The organism is Sphingobacterium prati, from assembly GCF_013167215.1.
GTDB lineage: Bacteria > Bacteroidota > Bacteroidia > Sphingobacteriales > Sphingobacteriaceae > Sphingobacterium > Sphingobacterium prati.
On record NZ_JABJWY010000012.1, the window covers coordinates 49,272 to 66,277 of the forward strand.

The following is a 17,006-nucleotide window of genomic DNA, read 5'->3' on the forward strand; positions in this document are numbered from 1 at the left end:
TTTAGTGACCCAGAAGCTAAATTGTTGACAAAATTTAGCAATGTGGAAAACTAATTTAAGGAATCTGACAGAACTAAATATTTTCTACATATATTTACTATGTTAAAGGTTGCCACTTGGAGCGAAGCGACAAAATAACTATTCTCTAAACATTCGTTTCAGGAAAAAATATTTTAATTGTTAAACGGAAATTCCAACTCGATTGGGATTTCCGTTTTTTATTTTGGGATAAATAAGCGGCCAACTCCTTTGTTTTCTCTGCGTTTCGTATTCTTTACAATGAATAAGATACATTAAAATTACAATGTGCAAGATGCTGTGTTGGAGGAAATCTTTATCTTTAAGCATGCGAAAACCCTTTCTTTCTGTTATTATTCTATTGGCCGGTATCTTGTCAAAGTCAACTGTACAAGCACAAAATCCGCAATGGAATGCCGCCGAGATTAAGCTCAACCTGGAAAAACTGAATGTCTTAGGTTCTGTCCTGTACTTTGCAGCACATCCAGATGACGAAAATACCCGTCTGATCGCCTGGCTAGCCCAGGAAAAAAAATATAGAACAGGTTATTTATCCCTGACCCGTGGTGACGGGGGGCAAAATCTGATCGGTACTGAACAAGGTGTCGAATTGGGCCTGATCCGCACACAGGAGCTTCTTGCCGCACGAAAGATTGACAAAGGAGAGCAATTTTTCTCTTCCGCCTATGATTTTGGATTTTCCAAAACACCCGAAGAAACATTTGACTTTTGGGACAAACAACGGGTGCTGGCCGAAGCGGTATGGTTGATCCGTAAATTTAGACCTGATGTGATCATAACGAGGTTTCCACCCGATGCTAGGGGCGGACATGGCCACCACCAGGCCTCAGCAATGTTGGCACACGAAGCATTTAAGGCCGCTGCTGATCCCAAACAGTTCCCAGAACAGCTTACCTACGTAAAACCTTGGCAAGCGAAACGCCTCCTTTGGAATACCTTCAACTTTGGCGGACAGGACAATACGCGCGAAGATCAATTAAAAGTGGACATCGGTAACTATAATGCGCTGATAGGTGCCTCTTATGGGGAAATTGCTGCGCATAGCCGTTCCTCCCATAAAAGCCAGGGCTTCGGATCTGCTGCGCAACGGGGTTCTTCTATTGAATATTTCGAATACGTTGACGGTAGCCCCGCAACAGATTCGCCGTTGGATGGCATTGATACTTCCTGGAAAAGGATACCAAATAGCGGAACAGTACAATCGCTGATCGAAAAAATTAATCAGAACTATAAAGTAGATAAACCGGAGTCCGCGCTATCTGACCTGCTCCAGCTCTATAAAGCACTCGACCAGATCAAGGATGATTACTGGAGAGATCAAAAGAAAAAAGAGGTAGAAAAACTGATCCTTGCCTGTAGCGGGATCTGGTTTGAAAGTGTCGTAAGACATCCGGATTATGCGATGGGCGATCAGATCAATGTCGATAACGCCATTATTGCAAGACGTCCAGGTGTTATAGTACAGCTGGTTAAACTAAATGATAAAGAGATCCATAAAAATCTGGTCAACAATCTTCTTTTAAAAGATTCTATTTCAGTAAATGCATCAATTTCTACACAGCCTTATTGGTTAAATGAACCACACGCCAAGGGAAAATTTAATGTCAGTGAATTTAATCTGACCGGTTATCCAGAAAACCCCAATAATCCAAAAGTACGCTTTGAACTAATGATCAATGGTACTGCAATTACGTTTGACCAGCATATCCAATATAAGTATACTGATCCTGTTCGTGGTGAAATCTATAATCCGGTCGTCATTCTACCACAGCTCACAGCAAAGAGCTCAAGTCCCCTGGCGTTGACCCAAAATGCAAAATCCGTCAAGGTAAATCTGGCGTTCCAAAAAAATGGGCAGGCTCGGTCACAGTCATTTCGCGTAAACGCTGTTGGCGCAAAAGGCTGGGAAATAAATCCGGCTTCATTTGAACTACAGTTTACCTCCGGTGTTAACAGCCTCTCCAAAGAGATCACAATAAGTCCCTCAGAGGCAACCGTTTCATCCATTGATACGCTTCTTTTCCAAGTTGATCAAAAGGATAGACTAAAGGAGACAAAAACAATAGGCTATAACCATATTCCGGAGATTGTCTACTTTCCTGATGTGGCTATAAAAATGAGCAATATCAACCTGATCAATGCGGTTAAAAAGATCGCTTACCTCCATGGGGCGGGAGACCTTATTCCCGAATCGCTCAGCGCGATTGGCATCAAAGTGGACGTGCTGACAAGCGAACAGCTTTTAAAAAGTGATCTATCGGGCTATGATGCAGTCATCTTGGGCGTAAGGATCTTCAATGTCAATAAAGATATCGCTCAGATTCAAAATAGATTATTGGACTATGTCAATAACGGCGGAACCCTTGTCGAGCAATACAACGTAAGCAACGGTTTGGTTTCCAAGAATATCGGCCCCTATGCGTTTAACCTTGGCAGAAATCGGGTTACCGATGAGCTGGCCACTGTTCATTTTGACGAAAAGGATCCCGTTTTTAACTATCCCAATAAAATTACTAAAGTGGACTTTGCCAATTGGGTACAGGAGCGGGGTTTGTATTTTGCCGAAAATATTGATAAAAGATACCGTACACCGATCAGCATGCAAGATCCGGGTGAATCATTGCATAAAGGCTCGTTATTGATCGCTGATTATGGAAAAGGGAAATTTGTCTATACATCCCTATCTTTTTTTAGACAATTACCTGCGGGAATTCCCGGAGCTTACAGATTATTTGTAAATTTGTTATCAAAATCAAAATAAAATATCACAATGGAAAATCAGATTGACAACAACTGCACAACGATTGATGCCGGAAAAGCAAAAGGAATTATCCTTTTAGTCGCTGTAGTATTTGGTGCATTAATTGGCTTCACTGCAAATGAGACATTTTTGAGTATCATTGGCGGTGCTGTTATTGGATTGATTATCGCTGCGTTTTTTAACAGTGTTATCTATCCTCAAAAGGCCTCAGATAGATAAACTATAGGATGAATAGCTGGAAGCGCTACTACTGGATGGTCGTTATCTGGCTATTTATATTTATCCTTTTTCTGTACTTTTTTACAAAACATTATTCATGAGTACAGTAGATTGGGCCGTTCTATTACTGACACTTTTGTCGATTGTCTCCTATGGCATTTATAAAAGTAGAGGGATCAAAAATATTGATGGGTATCTTTTGGGCAATCGTTCTTTGCCTTGGTACCATGTCGGACTTTCGGTAATGGCCACTCAGGCGAGTGCCATTACTTTTCTGTCTGCTCCTGGATTAGCTTACTCGTCGGGGATGAGTTTTGTACAGTTTTATTTTGGTCTCCCATTGGCCATGATCGTACTCTGCATCACTTTTATTCCGATATTTCATAGACTGAAAGTCTTCACAGCTTATGAATTTCTCGAGAAACGTTTTGATGTCAGGACCCGGGGGCTCACAGCCTTATTGTTTTTAATTCAACGGGGTATTTCCACTGGCATCACTATTTTTGCGCCATCATTAATTATTTCAGCTATTCTTCATATTGACCTAACCTTAACAACCTTGGTCATTGGAAGCTTTGTGGTTATCTACACTACCTATGGAGGCACAAAAGCTGTCTCCCATACACAACTGCTCCAAATGAGCATTATATTTGGGTCACTGCTGGTGGCAGGAATGCTTGTCATTCATCTGCTTCCTGCTGATATCGGTCTTTCAAAAGCGCTCCATATCGCTGGTAAATCGGGTAAAACCAATGCACTGGACTTCACTTTCGACCTGAATAACAACTATACGCTATGGACTGGACTGATCGGAGGTTTTTTCCTGCAGCTTTCTTATTTCGGCACGGACCAGAGCCAAGTAGGCCGTTACCTTACCGGATCATCCATAAAGGAAAGCAGAATGGGATTGATTATGAATGGTCTTTTAAAGATCCCTATGCAATTTGCTATCCTATTGATCGGTGTGCTGGTATTTACCTACTATCAATACCACCAACCTCCGATTTTCTTCAATCAGGCAGAAGTACAGAAGTTAAGAGATAGTCCGTATGCGGCCTCCTACCAGGAGCTTGAGCGCAAACACACGCAGCTATTCCAGCAGCGTGAATCTGTCGTCAACGGGCTCAGTACTGCGCTGGATCATGATGCTAAGGAAAACATCGAAGCCTCACGAACGACATTGCATCAATTGAATGCTGAAATGCAGCTGGTAAAAGACAGTACGCTGACGCTTATCAAGAAAAATAATCCTGCTGCCGAGACAAACGACAATAACTATATATTCCTTTCGTTTGTAACCCAAGCCTTTCCAAAAGGCTTGATTGGCTTATTGATTGCCGTTATTTTCCTGGCATCTATGGGTTCTACCGCCAGTGCCATTAACTCCTTGGCTTCGACGACAACGATCGATATCTACAAACGTTTTATTAACCGCAATGCAACCGAAAGGCAGGATCTCCTCTGGTCTCGTATATTTACCTTGATATGGGGAGTCTTCACCGTGATTATCGCACTATATGCGAACAGATTGGGCAATTTATTGGAAGCAGTAAATATCCTAGGATCTCTATTTTATGGCACTATCCTCGGTATATTTATCGTTGCTTTCTATCTAAAAAAAATTCAAGGGAAAGCAGTTTTCCTAGCAGCTGTCCTTTCTGAGGTCATTGTCATTGGCGTTTGGTGTCTCGACAAAATTCCATTTCTCTGGCTGAATCTCCTCGGCTGTTTAGCGGTAATAATAATCGCTTATTTTATACAGCTTTTTCATAACAATCAGACTGCAACACCGGATACCAGGGTTAATCAATAGAAACAGTCCGAAAAGATTGGCTATTCCGTTCCAGCTCAAATTAGGGCACTTATTTGGTAACATCTGTCGAAATTCGCTAGACGGCAATTAGTATTTTTTATAAATATTATACAATACACTCTTATCATACAGGGTCAGCTCAGGCGTTGTATCGCGGACAATAAATTTCCGTTTAAATGCAACGATGGCGGCTTTAAGATTGGCTGTGTCATATCCGATGATTTTAAGAGCATCAATGGCATTAAAATTATCGGGAGGGGCAACAAGTTGGCCTTCATCGTACCAGATACCAAATCCTTTTTCCGCAAGCTTTTTCCAGGGAAAGAAGACATTTGGATCGTTCTTACGCGAGGGCGCAATATCCGCATGACCGATAAAATTATTGTCAGGTATCAGATACCGCGATTTTAGGGTATCTAATACGGTCATCAATGCATTGATCTGGGCATCCGGAAAGGGTTCCCTGCCATTATTATCCAGCTCGATCCCGATAGAACAGGAGTTCATGTCCACGATAGATCCCCACTTAGCTACACCGGCATGCCATGAGCGGACATAATCGTTCAACATCTGGATAATCTCGCCATTACGGCCGATCACATAATGTGAGCTCACCTTGGTCCGTGGGATCTGAAATGTTTTGATGGTCTGACCGACACTATCTTGTGCCGTATGGTGGATGATCACAAAATTTGGTTTACGGACATCATAGTGAATGGCTTCTGCTTGGCGCCAATAGGGGTGCCCCCCGGTCTTTTGCAAGAAGATGACCTTTCTCTCCTGGGGTGTCAATAGGTTGGTATCGGGTTTGGCGACAACTTTTTCCTCCAGTACAACAGCGGGCGCAAAAGACACTACCAAGGGTTTGGCCACTGCAGCTTGCCCCTTGGACTTACAGCCCGCCAAAGACATAAAAATGGCAAGTATGATCCCAATTGACACTGGTCTAAACATTATTTTGGTAAACTATATACAATTCCCATAGCCAGTGACTGGCTCAACTGAACTCTTGAAATAACATCCGGATCATAGATCATAATCCCATTTAAATTAACGTTGATGACGCGGGTCACTTTGGCCGTTATAGTAACATCAAGACGATGGGTAGGATCTGAAATCTTTTCATAGTCTGCGAATAGATTATAACGTGCTTTTACATTCAACTTATCGGTAAAATTCTTGTCCAGGTTGCCCGTAAGCTGAAAAGCGAGTGCATTGGCAAAAGAACGGTCTTCCTTGACACCAAATCTTTCGCCTGTACCAGCTGTAGGGTTGTTAGGATCTCTATAATAACCATACTTTTGATAAAAACCCTCTCCGGAACGAGGTTTTACACGCTCATCTAAGATAAAGGTCTGCCGTGCGGTACCCGTACCAAAACGCAAGGAAAACTCATTGCTTGGCTTGTACTCAAGACCGAAGGATTCGGTCAAATAAGCCGGGGCCATAAATGCATTTTCAATATAATCAATCGTGTCCTTGCCATTGACGGTTTTATACTTGTACCCTGCATCAAATTGCGACTCGAAGGTAACCGATGTAAACAGCGCCCAATTTGCCGATAATTTATAAGATAGCTTGTTATCCCAAAATATCCGGTCATTATTCTTTTTAGCGATATTATTCGTATTCTTGATCTTACCGTAACGAAGGTCTACTTCGGTCACAAAATTAAAGTTGTCCCGCGTATAATCCGATTTATGATTGGCATTGAGACCGACAGCAATAGATCCGACACCTCCTCCCTTCCAATTATCATTAAAAGATGCCTGGTTTAAATTGATTCCAAACTTGGTCCAATGTTTCCAATAGTCAACCTCAAGATTGAGCTTAGGCACAACAGGACGAATGGTTTTGATATTTAACGGCTGCTCTTTTTGTACAGAAATTACGGTATCTGGTTTTGCTCGAAGATCTCTAAGATCCTGCGCCTTTATGCTTGTAAAAGAAAGGCAAAGCATAGCCATGCCGACAAAATTGAATAACTTCATTCTGGAAACGTCTATTTTTTGTTTACGGTACTAATTTATAATTAATTGTTGGAAAAGGCTCAATAAAATATTGCGAAGGGTTCAATCGGTAGCGTGAATAGCAGTCTTTGATGTAATTTGTTACTTCGTAATCACTTGCCGCCAGAATGAAAAAATAGGATGGCCTAAATAGTCGCCTAAATTTTTCGGCTTCCTCAAAACTGAGGCCCGTCACCTTACTAATGAGTTCCTTGGTAAATTTATAATCAATCACATTCTCCTTATAATCGTTTTCAATGGTTTTAGTCAACCGGCGTGCTCTTTTGGCCTCTTTGCTAAATAAACTATAAATAGAGTTTATACTCAGTCCCGCTCCGGTAGGTCCGACGGAAAAAACGTCGCCATATCCTGCCAGACGATAGGCTTTCTCATAATCTTCTTTTGCTTTCTTTAGAATTTCCTCAGGGCTCTTTCGTGCAGACACCTGAACCTCATCAATATAGATTGATTCTCGCAATAAATGAAACAGCAATAATCCTTTTTTGTCAACGGAGAGGGTATCCGAGAAATAGCCTTTGCTCATCGCTACAATCTGATCGCCAATTCGGGCCGGAAAATCAAATTCGCCTTTAATATTATTATAGATTACTTCGCCTGTGCGGAGATTGGCGAGCTTCACATTTCCGATACGTTGCTTGGTATTTTTGTCGAATACGATACCCTCAACTCTTTTTTCTTGGCAAAAAAGTTGCGGAATACTGCCGAGCATGGCCGAAAACAAAAAAATATACCGTAATAGCTTCACTTTCGTAAAACTACTATATCGCCATACAAAACTGAAATATTTAACATCTTTTAAAGCGTAACTATTTAGATATAACCAATAGCTGTCCTAAGGACAATGCTTCATCTGTAAGGCCATTTAAGGATTTGATTTGCTCCACAGAGACATTATAAAGTTTGCTCAGTGAATATAGGGTTTCTTGTGCTTTCACCTCGTGAATACGCATCGCCACGGGGCTTTTGATTTCTTCGGTCTTGACCACGGCAGGAGGGGTCTCCTGAACATGCTGTACGATTTCATCCTTCACAGTCTCTTCACGCACGACCTTCTCCTTCGGCGTCTCCCCACGGTCATATTGATCAAGATGATATCGTTCGATCATTTCTATCAATAAATCGGGATATCGCGGGTTGGTTGCATATCCTGCTGCCTTAAGCCCCTTGGCCCAACCTTTGTAGTCATTCTTGTCCAACTTGAACAAGCCCGAATAGCGAGGACGTAGAAGGAATTCGGAATGATCTTTAAATGATTGCTCGGGGTTTTCGTATACCCTGAAGCAATCGTTGATATTATCGTCAGGGCGTGTCACGGACTTACCCTTCCAAACGCCACCGCACTTGATACCAAAATGATTGTTTGCTTCACGTGCCAGGTAGCTATTCCCGTTGCCAGACTCTAACAACGCCTGAGCAAGCTTAATACTGGCCGGAATACCATATTTGTTCATTTCTGCAATTGCAATATCTTTATATTGAGCAATGTAGTCATTTCCAGCCATGGAGGGTCGACCTATGGAAGAAGATGAAGAAGTTTTTGAATTGGAACCAGATTTAGCCGATGATAATGTGCCTCTTCGGCTTGAACATGATGTAATCAACATCATCAATGCAATCATGCCATAAAAAAACTTCTTCATGCAATACTGTCGTGCTTATTTTTTAGTAGACGAGAATTTATTTTGCTTGGAATCGTTATCAAATACATCAAGATGATATAGTTTGATCGTCCGAAGTACCTTCGCTGTCCAGTCTCTACTTGTAGAATATCCCGAACGAGCAATTGCCTTTACCCAAGCTTCATATTTTTCTCCTGGATGTTTTTCAAAAAGGCTTTGGGTAGTCTTTTTTCTTTTTACTATTCCTACAAAGTCATCATAAGAGTCTAATACAGACCGATAACCTTTGTAAGCTGACCGAATAACGGTACTGTTGTTTTTTCCTTTGACACCAAAATGGTTGTTCAAATTTTTTGCTATTCTGCTACGCCCATTTCCGCTTTCATGCATAGCGATTGCTAGAATAACCGATGCTGGAACGCCATGTTCCTCCATCATTTCTTTTGCTATTGGACTGTACTTATCGACATATGCCGCACTTTGAGCTGAAACTTTTGAAATTCCAAAAGTTGCTAAAGCCAGTAACAGTACAAAGCTTTTTAATTGTTTTAAATTCATGAAGAATGTTTTAGTTCACAAATTACTTCTTGCGCAACGCAAAAAGTCCGTCTCGAATCGGTAATATTACCTTTTCTACGCGCTTGTCCTGAGCTAAACGTGCATTCAAATCAATGATCTGCTTTGTTTGGTTGTCTGGTTTTGAATCTAACACCTTACCTTTCCATAAGACATTGTCAATCAAAATAAGTCCCCCAGACGGAACTTGATTTATTATTGTTTCGAAATAATATAAATTCCTCTTTTTATCAGCGTCAATAAATACCAGATCAAATGTTTCGTTCAATGTGGGTATAATCTCTGCTGCATCACCAATATGGTACCTGATTTTATCTGCGAATTCTGACGCATCAAAATACCCTTGGACTCTTTCCTGTTGCTCTTCATTGATATCAATGGTATGTAATATCCCATCCTGCTGAAGTCCTTCTGCGAGACATAATGTTGCATATCCCGTAAAAGTTCCGATCTCCAAAATACGTTTCGGAGCAACCAATTTACTCAATAAAGAAAGAACTCTTCCCTGGTAATGACCGGATAACATATGGGGCATTGTCTCCTTCAAATATGTCTCCCGATTTACCCTTTTTAGTAACGAATTTTCATCGTCTGTAGTATGTTCCAAATAGGACTCTAAATCGTCGGCAACAATTTCCATAACCACAAAGGTACCAAAAAACATTTTTATGATAAAAATATTTTTTTATAAATACTTGATAAACAATATTATATAATTATTGGTTTGTAAAGAGATTTTTTATTGACTTGCCTTAATCGCCCAAAAACGCACTATCCTCACTTTTTGAATTTTACATTTATTTCTATATTTTATCAAAAAATAGGCCCTCGAGAAGACATGCTTCTCGAGGGCCTATTTTTATTATTTAGCGATAAAAATATTAAGCAAGATCGGCCGTGATCAAGCGTAAAAATTCCGATCGGGTCACATCATTTTGAAATGCTCCTGTAAATGCAGAAGTTGTTGTAACGGAATTTTGCTTTTGCACTCCACGCATGGCCATACACATGTGTTTACACTCCATCACCACAGCGACTCCACGGGCGCCCAAGGTTTCCTGAATACAATCTCTTATCTCATTGGTAAGACGCTCCTGTACCTGCAAACGACGCGCAAAGATATCCACGACACGAGGAATTTTACTCAAGCCTACAATATGTCCGTTTGGAATATAAGCAATGTGCGCCTTGCCAAAGAACGGTAACATATGATGCTCACATAAGGAGTAGACTTCAATATCTTTTACAACCACCATTTGGCTATAATCTTCCTCAAACATGGCTCCTCTAAGCACTTCAGCAGCATCGATATCATATCCATGTGTCAAAAACTGCAGGGCTTTAGCGACACGCTCAGGAGTTTTTACCAGACCTTCACGCTTAGGATCCTCTCCCAAACATTCCAATATATCTGTATAATGAGAAGCGATGCGATCTACTTTTTCAGTATTGTATTTGTCGATCTTAATATATCCATCCAACTCTTCGCTGTCAAATGAGTGTTGACTCATAGTTTCTACTATTTAAATGTATTAAAGATTAATCGCCAAAATATTCGACGTAGTTATTTTCGGTTTCATGCAAACGTACACTGTGCAATGCAACTCCTTCGTTCTCAAAAAGCGGTTTGAGGATCTTGAATATCTCAATAGCGATATTTTCTGTAGAAGCCATGACGTCTCTCATAAAGTCAACATCCAAATTGAAATTACGATGATCCACTTTGTCAATAATGTTACGATTGATAATTTCTTTCATGATCTTTAAATCGATCAAAAAACCAGTTTCGGGATTTATTTCACCCTTTACTGTGACAAAAAGGTCATAATTGTGCCCATGCCAATTTGGATTAGAACAAAGTCCAAACACTTGTTCGTTTTGTTCGTTGGTCCAATCCTCACGATACAGCTTATGCGCTGCACAAAAACGTTCACGACGAGTTATAAATATCATAATAATACAAAGATACGGGTTTAGGCCCAATTTTAACATTCCTATTTTAGGAATGCCGTCAGAATATGGTAATATAATAACTGCGTAAGATTATCAGCCGATTTTTATTTCAACGTATCGAAGACTTGCGCGATAATTCGTATTTTTCGCATGCTCTAATAAAGAAGTTCATCATGAAGATATTAATCGTTTCAGCTACACAATTTGAAATCCAGCCTTTTCTGGAGGTTGCTGCAAACTATCCCAACTGTGATACAGTAATCACAGGAGTGGGCATGGTGGCTACAGCATTTGAACTAGGGAGGGTACTACACGAAAGCAAGTATGATCTCCTTATAAATATAGGTATTGCGGGTTGCTTTGACCGCAATCTGAAAATCGGCGAGGTTGTGCAGGTCATCTCAGAATCGTTCGTTGAATTGGGCGCAGAAGATGACCAGCAATTTATACCGATCGAACAGTTGGGCTATGGAAAATCCAAATTTACTTCTTCTTTGCTCCAAGGCCAGAATATGCGACTACCCTTTGTAGCCCAAGGGCATGGGATTACAGTAAACAAAGTTCATGGCAATGCAGATAGTATTGCAAAAATTAAACAGCTCAGTCCTAATAGTTGTATCGAAAGTATGGAAGGTGCTGCGGTTTTCTTTGCCGCGGATAAAATGGATCTTCCCGTGATCGAGCTTCGTGGCATCTCCAATTACGTGGAAAAAAGAAACCGTGCCACGTGGAACATTCCCCTAGCAATAATGAATAGTAACAAGGCACTTATAGAGACATTGGATTTCCTATCCGGCTTATTTTCAAAAATTTGATACAAAAGTCATTTACTTATTAAAAAATGACATAAAACTATACAATTAGGCTAGTCAAATCTTCAAAATATCAATTTTAAATAGTAGATTTGTAATCTAAAAATTGACACTATTTTACAACTGATGAGAGAAATACAATTCAGAGAAGCACTTCGTGAAGCGATGAACGAAGAAATGCGTAAAGACGACAAAATATTTTTATTAGGTGAAGAAGTTGCAGAGTATAACGGTGCTTATAAAGTGAGCCAAGGTATGCTTGATGAATTCGGCGCAAAACGTATCATTGATACGCCTATTGCTGAACTTGGTTTTGCTGGTATCGCTGTTGGTGCAGCAATGAATGGCCTAAAACCAATCGTTGAGTTCATGACATTCAACTTTTCACTCGTTGCGATTGACCAGGTTATCAATGCTGCTGCTAAAATCCACTCGATGAGCGGTGGGCAATTTTCTATTCCTATAGTCTTCCGTGGCCCGACAGGAAATGCAGGTCAACTAGCGGCACAACACTCTCAAAACTTTGAAAACTGGTTTGCAAATACACCAGGATTGAAAGTGGTTGTTCCTTCAAACCCTTACGAAGCTAAAGGTTTATTGAAATCTTCAATTATTGATCCAGATCCGGTTATTTTTATGGAATCTGAGGTCATGTACGGCGATAAAGGCCAAGTTCCTGAAGAAGAGTACTACCTGGAAATCGGAAAAGCGAATATCATCCAAGAAGGTACTGATGTTACTGTTGTTTCTTTCGGCAAAATGCTTCCACGTGTTGTAATCCCTGCTGTTGAAGAATTGAAAAAAGAAGGCATCAGTGTAGAATTGATCGATTTACGTTCTGTACGTCCTATTGATTACCCTACGCTTATTGAATCTGTTAAGAAAACAAACCGTCTGGTTATCGTAGAAGAAGCTTGGCCGTTGGCGTCGATCTCTACGGATTTGGCATTTAATGTACAACGCAATGCATTTGACTATTTGGATGCTCCTGTAATTCGCGTGAATTGTGCTGATGTACCTCTTCCTTACGCACCAACCTTGATCGAAGCTGCTTTACCTAGTGTAGAAAAAGTGGTTAAAGCCGTAAAAGAAGTATCTTATATCAAAAAGTAATTCAATTACTTTTTCGAAGCAAATAAAAAACCCTTTTACTGATGTAAAAGGGTTTTTTTATATCTTTATCTGTCCTATTATTAATAAAGTAAACCAATAAATGAAAACACTGAAAATAATGGCTTTGACTGCTATATTTGCATTTATCGCCCTATCTGTATCCGCACAAAAGAAATATACCCTAAGGGTAAATCCCGACGAGGGCAAGAAAATAGCGCAGAATGTTATCATGGCAATGGATATCGAAACTGGCGGACAGAAGATTGTGACAGACTTAACAATGGGCTTTGATATTACAAATACAGCCAAGAAAGATAATTCCTTTCTATTTGACCTTGCCTATACGGATATCAACATGAAAATGAGTGGAGAAGCCATGGAAATGACCTATGATTCCAAAAATCCGGAGGCAAATGAATTTTCAAAGCAGATGCATGCTACGGTAGGCAAGCTAGTGGATAGTAAAATCAGCTTTTCAATAGATCAATTGGGAAAATCCGCTGATATAAAATTACCAGAGGGCGTCAATCTTCCTTTTGATCGTAGTATGTTTGAAAACATCAGTACAGTGTTACCTGAGCCTGCCATTGCTATTGGCGAATCATGGAGTTCAAAAACCGAATCGGAAGAATCGGGTCTAATGATCGAAAACAAAATGACACTCATCGACGTGAATGAGCAGGGATATAAAGTCAATGTGGAAGGAAAAATGTTTGGATCGGACGCGAAACAGGTGGGCAGTATTCAAGGCTTCTATGTATTGGATAAAAGGACCTGTCTGACTAAAATAACAGAGATGACGAGTGATGTCGATATGCCCGAGGCAAAGATTAAAACGGTCATAAAATGCCAATAAATGATAATAAAAAAGGGGTAATTTTTAGATTACCCCTTTTTTATTATCAAGCTCATATTATGCGTTGATTTCCTCTTTGTATTGATCTGCAGATAATAATGCATCTACATCTGCTGCATTATTCAATTTAATACGAACAATCCAGCCTTCACCATAAGGATCAGAATTGACCAATTCAGGAGAAGCATCAATTGCATCATTAACCGATAAAATTGTAGCTGCTACAGGTAAAAATAAATCAGAAACTGTTTTTACAGCTTCGATTGTACCGAAAACTTCATTTGCGGCAACTTCTTCACCTACAGTGTTAATGTCAACAAAAACGATGTCACCCAATTCACGTTGAGCGAAATCGGTAATCCCTACAACTGCTTCATCACCTTCAACACGAATCCATTCGTGATCTTTGGTGTATTTCAATTCTGCTGGAAAATTCATTGTATCTAATTTTTTGATTTTAATGCCGTGAAGTTACAAAATATCTTCAATTGTCAAAAATGATATTCATTATAAGATTTTTGTATTTATTTTTAAGCTATGAATCCTCAAATTGAAAAACTTTATCAGATCGCACAAAAAAAAGAGCGTTTTATTATTGGTTTAATGTCCGGAACTTCTTTAGACGGTCTTGATATTGCATTATGCCGTATTGAAAACGCCGGAAAAGCCACCAAAATCAGTCTGGAAAAATTCATTACAATGGACTACGAGGATATTTTTAGAACCAAAGTCCGTGAAATCTTCGCAAAAAGAACCATCGACCAGCAGCTATTTTCAGCCCTTAACGCATATGTAGGTATCACCCATGCGAACCTGATCAATCAGGTGCTCAAAAACTGGAATATTACAGCCGCCCAAATAGACTGTATCGCTAGTCACGGACAAACAGTCTACCACGCACCCCAATCGTTGACGAAAGATCATGATTGGCCAAATAGCACCTTGCAGATCGGTGACGGGGATCATATAGCTATGCATACGGGCATAATTACACTTTCAGATTTTAGACAAAAACACATCGCTGCCGGAGGAGAAGGGGCCCCTTTAGCAGCATACGGGGATTACCTTCTTTTTTCACACCCCATCGAAAACAGATTTTTACTGAATATAGGGGGTATTTCGAATTTCACCTTTATACCGAGTCATCAAAGTAGACTGGAGGCCTATGCAACGGATCTGGGACCGGGAAATACCATGATGAACCAGTATATGAAAACACATTTTGACCAGGAGATGGACAGAGATGCCCTGATCGCAAAAAAAGGAACCATCAATAACAACCTATTGGAACAGCTCTTGGCCGAAGAATTCTTATCGCTGGAGTTCCCGAAAACAACGGGACCAGAACTGTTCAATCTGGATTATTTAAAAGAGGCTCAAAAACGTTCGGATACGGTAGCGTTGTCAGCCGAAGATGTCATGGCAACACTCAATCGCTTTTCGGCTCAGGCCATAATCAATGGCATACGCCGACAAGCAGCTGGATTATCGAATGTCTCGGTATATATCAGTGGCGGAGGATTACATAATCCCTTACTTTTTGACGATATAAAAGCCAATCTGCCCGACGGCAAAGTTGAAAGCTTCGCCAGCCTGGGGATAGATCCTGATGCCAAGGAGGCGGTTCTCTTTGCTTTATTAGCCAATGAAACCCTCGCTGGGGCCAAAACCAATGTCGAACACATTAAAGACTCTCCTGCAGTCTGTATGGGCAAAATTAGCCTACCTGAATAAATTACTCACTGGCGATCGCCTCTTGTAAAAACTCCTTGAATGGTAACATCTTTTTGTAAGAGACGATGATATTATCCAACGCGTTTTTGTGTGAAAGATCGTTGATTGAGAGGGCTTGATCAAGAACAAAACTTTTTAACTTGATAAAATCAATATAGGGATTATCTTCAGTATAACCTGCAGGAGCACGCTTCAGCAGATCTTCTTTAAATAGGGTTATTTTTCCGCCATCCAGCACCCCATTCAGAATTTTTGCCAACTTTTCACCACTATAATCAATCTCCTGTCTTATCGCTTCCAGATGTGGCTTCTCCGGCCGCCAATAACCACAGGCAATAAATGAATTTTCAGCACCGATATGAATATAATATTCAGGACCGTGCAACTTCCTTCCGTCAACAGATATCCCAGCCCCAAACCAAGTCTTATAAGGCGTTTTATCATTTGAAAAACGGGTATCTCTATAGATACGGAATAAACATTTATTGGCTTGAATAGACGTGTTTATTTTGGGGTCAAATTCACTCAGCGCAGCTATTAAATCAGTTAGAAAACGCCGGACATCCGCCAATGCAGACTCATATTTCTCGCGGTTCTCAGCAAACCATTCCCTTGAATTATTTTCCTTTAATTCTATTAAAAAATCAAAGGTAGATTTTTGAATGTGACTCATAATGCTATTAACTGATTAAAATTAAGAAAACGTAAACCAGCGGTGCCGCCAATAGCAGACCATCAAAACGGTCCAGGAAACCACCGTGTCCCGGTAAGATACTGCCGGAGTCCTTGACATGCAGGCTCCTTTTCAACATTGATTCGACCAGATCTCCTAACGTTCCAACAACACTGATGATCATGGCAACAGTAATCCATTGCCATAAAGGCAAGCTTCCAAAATATTTTTCAAGATTTATGGCGACGACTATAGCTAAAATGAAACCGCCAAAAAAACCTTCCCAGGTCTTTTTCGGAGAAATTCGTTCAAACAGTTTATGTTTACCAAAACTCCGGCCGGCAAGATATGCCCCAGTATCGTTGGTCCACAGCAATATTAAAAAGCCTAGGGGAATATAATAATTGAATACGCCATTGATAAAACCCAGTTTTGCAAAAAGAAAGAAGGGAAGTGTCACATAACAGATGCCCAAAAAAGTATAAGCAATATCATTAAAGGGAAAACTCCGCTTTTGAAAAAGTGGAATAATATAGGTCAAGCTGACCAATGGTGTGATAAGCCATAGAAACTTAGCTTCCAAAATATTCATGGCTACCATAGATCCCAAACCGAACAGTGTCACGGCTAAGATAATTCCCAAGGCCTTATTAGGCGCACGCTCTTCGCACGACACGATACCATAAAACTCATACAGGCACCACGCGCTCAACAGCATAAAAAATATACTGTATAAGTATGGGCCGAATAGGGTAGATGCTACCATGACCGCAACAAAAATGACACCGGTTATTGCTCTTGTTTTCAT

18 protein-coding genes are annotated in these 17,006 nt (G+C 40.4%); 7 read left to right on the forward strand and 11 right to left on the reverse strand.

Features of this window, described 5'->3' with window-relative positions:
* The first annotated feature begins 346 nt into the window (after positions 1-346).
* From HPC41_RS02985 to HPC41_RS02995, 3 genes are all read left to right on the forward strand, one after another.
* Positions 347-2,800, forward strand: coding sequence for a PIG-L family deacetylase (locus HPC41_RS02985; RefSeq protein WP_172392506.1), 2,454 nt, complete (start codon positions 347-349; stop codon positions 2,798-2,800).
* Positions 2,801-2,809: 9 nt separating this feature from the next.
* Positions 2,810-3,019 carry a hypothetical protein gene (locus HPC41_RS02990; RefSeq protein ID WP_077436917.1) on the forward strand — a complete coding sequence of 70 codons (210 nt, stop codon included), beginning with the start codon at positions 2,810-2,812 and terminating at the stop codon, positions 3,017-3,019.
* A 97-nt stretch (positions 3,020-3,116) separates the two neighbouring features.
* On the forward strand, positions 3,117-4,832 hold the full coding sequence (locus tag HPC41_RS02995) for a sodium:solute symporter family protein (RefSeq protein ID WP_172392507.1): 1,716 nt from the start codon (positions 3,117-3,119) through the stop codon (positions 4,830-4,832).
* A gap of 87 nt (positions 4,833-4,919) precedes the next feature.
* Here HPC41_RS02995 and HPC41_RS03000 read toward each other — a convergent pair whose 3' ends face one another.
* The 8 genes from HPC41_RS03000 to HPC41_RS03035 all read right to left on the reverse strand — a co-directional run bounded on the left by HPC41_RS03000 (position 4,920) and on the right by HPC41_RS03035 (position 11,010).
* Positions 4,920-5,786: an N-acetylmuramoyl-L-alanine amidase gene (locus tag HPC41_RS03000; RefSeq protein WP_172392508.1), complete on the reverse strand. Its 867-nt coding sequence runs from the start codon at positions 5,784-5,786 to the stop codon at positions 4,920-4,922.
* The gene (locus tag HPC41_RS03005; protein ID WP_172392509.1) at positions 5,786-6,823 is read right to left on the reverse strand and encodes a DUF3078 domain-containing protein; all 1,038 of its coding nucleotides are present in this window, start codon (positions 6,821-6,823) and stop codon (positions 5,786-5,788) included. The genes HPC41_RS03000 and HPC41_RS03005 overlap by 1 nt, the downstream gene beginning before the upstream one ends.
* Before the next feature lie 22 nt (positions 6,824-6,845).
* Positions 6,846-7,607 (reverse strand): hypothetical protein, encoded by a 762-nt coding sequence (locus HPC41_RS03010; RefSeq protein ID WP_288812194.1) that lies wholly within the window; start codon positions 7,605-7,607, stop codon positions 6,846-6,848.
* Between the two features lie 61 nt (positions 7,608-7,668).
* The gene (locus tag HPC41_RS03015; protein WP_172392510.1) at positions 7,669-8,502 is read right to left on the reverse strand and encodes a glucosaminidase domain-containing protein; all 834 of its coding nucleotides are present in this window, start codon (positions 8,500-8,502) and stop codon (positions 7,669-7,671) included.
* Positions 8,503-8,517: 15 nt separating this feature from the next.
* Positions 8,518-9,039: a glucosaminidase domain-containing protein gene (locus HPC41_RS03020; RefSeq protein WP_172392511.1), complete on the reverse strand. Its 522-nt coding sequence runs from the start codon at positions 9,037-9,039 to the stop codon at positions 8,518-8,520.
* Positions 9,040-9,061: 22 nt separating this feature from the next.
* Positions 9,062-9,697: an O-methyltransferase gene (locus HPC41_RS03025; RefSeq protein ID WP_172392585.1), complete on the reverse strand. Its 636-nt coding sequence runs from the start codon at positions 9,695-9,697 to the stop codon at positions 9,062-9,064.
* A 241-nt stretch (positions 9,698-9,938) separates the two neighbouring features.
* Complete coding sequence (gene folE, locus HPC41_RS03030) at positions 9,939-10,568, reverse strand: GTP cyclohydrolase I FolE (protein WP_108635440.1); 630 nt, start codon at positions 10,566-10,568, stop codon at positions 9,939-9,941.
* A 28-nt stretch (positions 10,569-10,596) separates the two neighbouring features.
* A complete protein-coding gene (locus HPC41_RS03035) occupies positions 10,597-11,010 on the reverse strand; it encodes a 6-pyruvoyl trahydropterin synthase family protein (RefSeq protein WP_172392512.1) in 414 nt (137 codons plus the stop codon).
* Between the two features lie 173 nt (positions 11,011-11,183).
* Here HPC41_RS03035 and mqnB point away from each other — a divergent pair, with 173 nt between their 5' ends.
* The 3 genes from mqnB to HPC41_RS03050 all read left to right on the forward strand — a co-directional run bounded on the left by mqnB (position 11,184) and on the right by HPC41_RS03050 (position 13,791).
* Positions 11,184-11,825: a futalosine hydrolase gene (gene mqnB, locus HPC41_RS03040; RefSeq protein WP_172392513.1), complete on the forward strand. Its 642-nt coding sequence runs from the start codon at positions 11,184-11,186 to the stop codon at positions 11,823-11,825.
* A gap of 123 nt (positions 11,826-11,948) precedes the next feature.
* The gene (locus HPC41_RS03045) at positions 11,949-12,935 is read left to right on the forward strand and encodes a pyruvate dehydrogenase complex E1 component subunit beta (protein WP_108635437.1); all 987 of its coding nucleotides are present in this window, start codon (positions 11,949-11,951) and stop codon (positions 12,933-12,935) included.
* Positions 12,936-13,035: 100 nt separating this feature from the next.
* Positions 13,036-13,791, forward strand: a complete 756-nt coding sequence (locus HPC41_RS03050; RefSeq protein WP_172392514.1) for a DUF6263 family protein — start codon at positions 13,036-13,038, stop codon at positions 13,789-13,791.
* Between the two features lie 57 nt (positions 13,792-13,848).
* Here HPC41_RS03050 and gcvH read toward each other — a convergent pair whose 3' ends face one another.
* Entirely contained in the window at positions 13,849-14,229 is a 381-nt protein-coding gene (gene gcvH, locus HPC41_RS03055) for a glycine cleavage system protein GcvH (RefSeq protein WP_104384777.1), read from the reverse strand.
* A gap of 99 nt (positions 14,230-14,328) precedes the next feature.
* Between gcvH and HPC41_RS03060 the strand changes: the two genes are divergently transcribed.
* Positions 14,329-15,525, forward strand: a complete 1,197-nt coding sequence (locus tag HPC41_RS03060) for an anhydro-N-acetylmuramic acid kinase (protein ID WP_172392515.1) — start codon at positions 14,329-14,331, stop codon at positions 15,523-15,525.
* A gap of 1 nt (position 15,526) precedes the next feature.
* On the opposite strand, the gene HPC41_RS03065 is transcribed toward HPC41_RS03060, so the two are convergent.
* Positions 15,527-16,198: a DUF2461 domain-containing protein gene (locus HPC41_RS03065; RefSeq protein WP_172392516.1), complete on the reverse strand. Its 672-nt coding sequence runs from the start codon at positions 16,196-16,198 to the stop codon at positions 15,527-15,529.
* A gap of 7 nt (positions 16,199-16,205) precedes the next feature.
* Entirely contained in the window at positions 16,206-17,006 is an 801-nt protein-coding gene (locus HPC41_RS03070; protein WP_172392517.1) for a phosphatidate cytidylyltransferase, read from the reverse strand.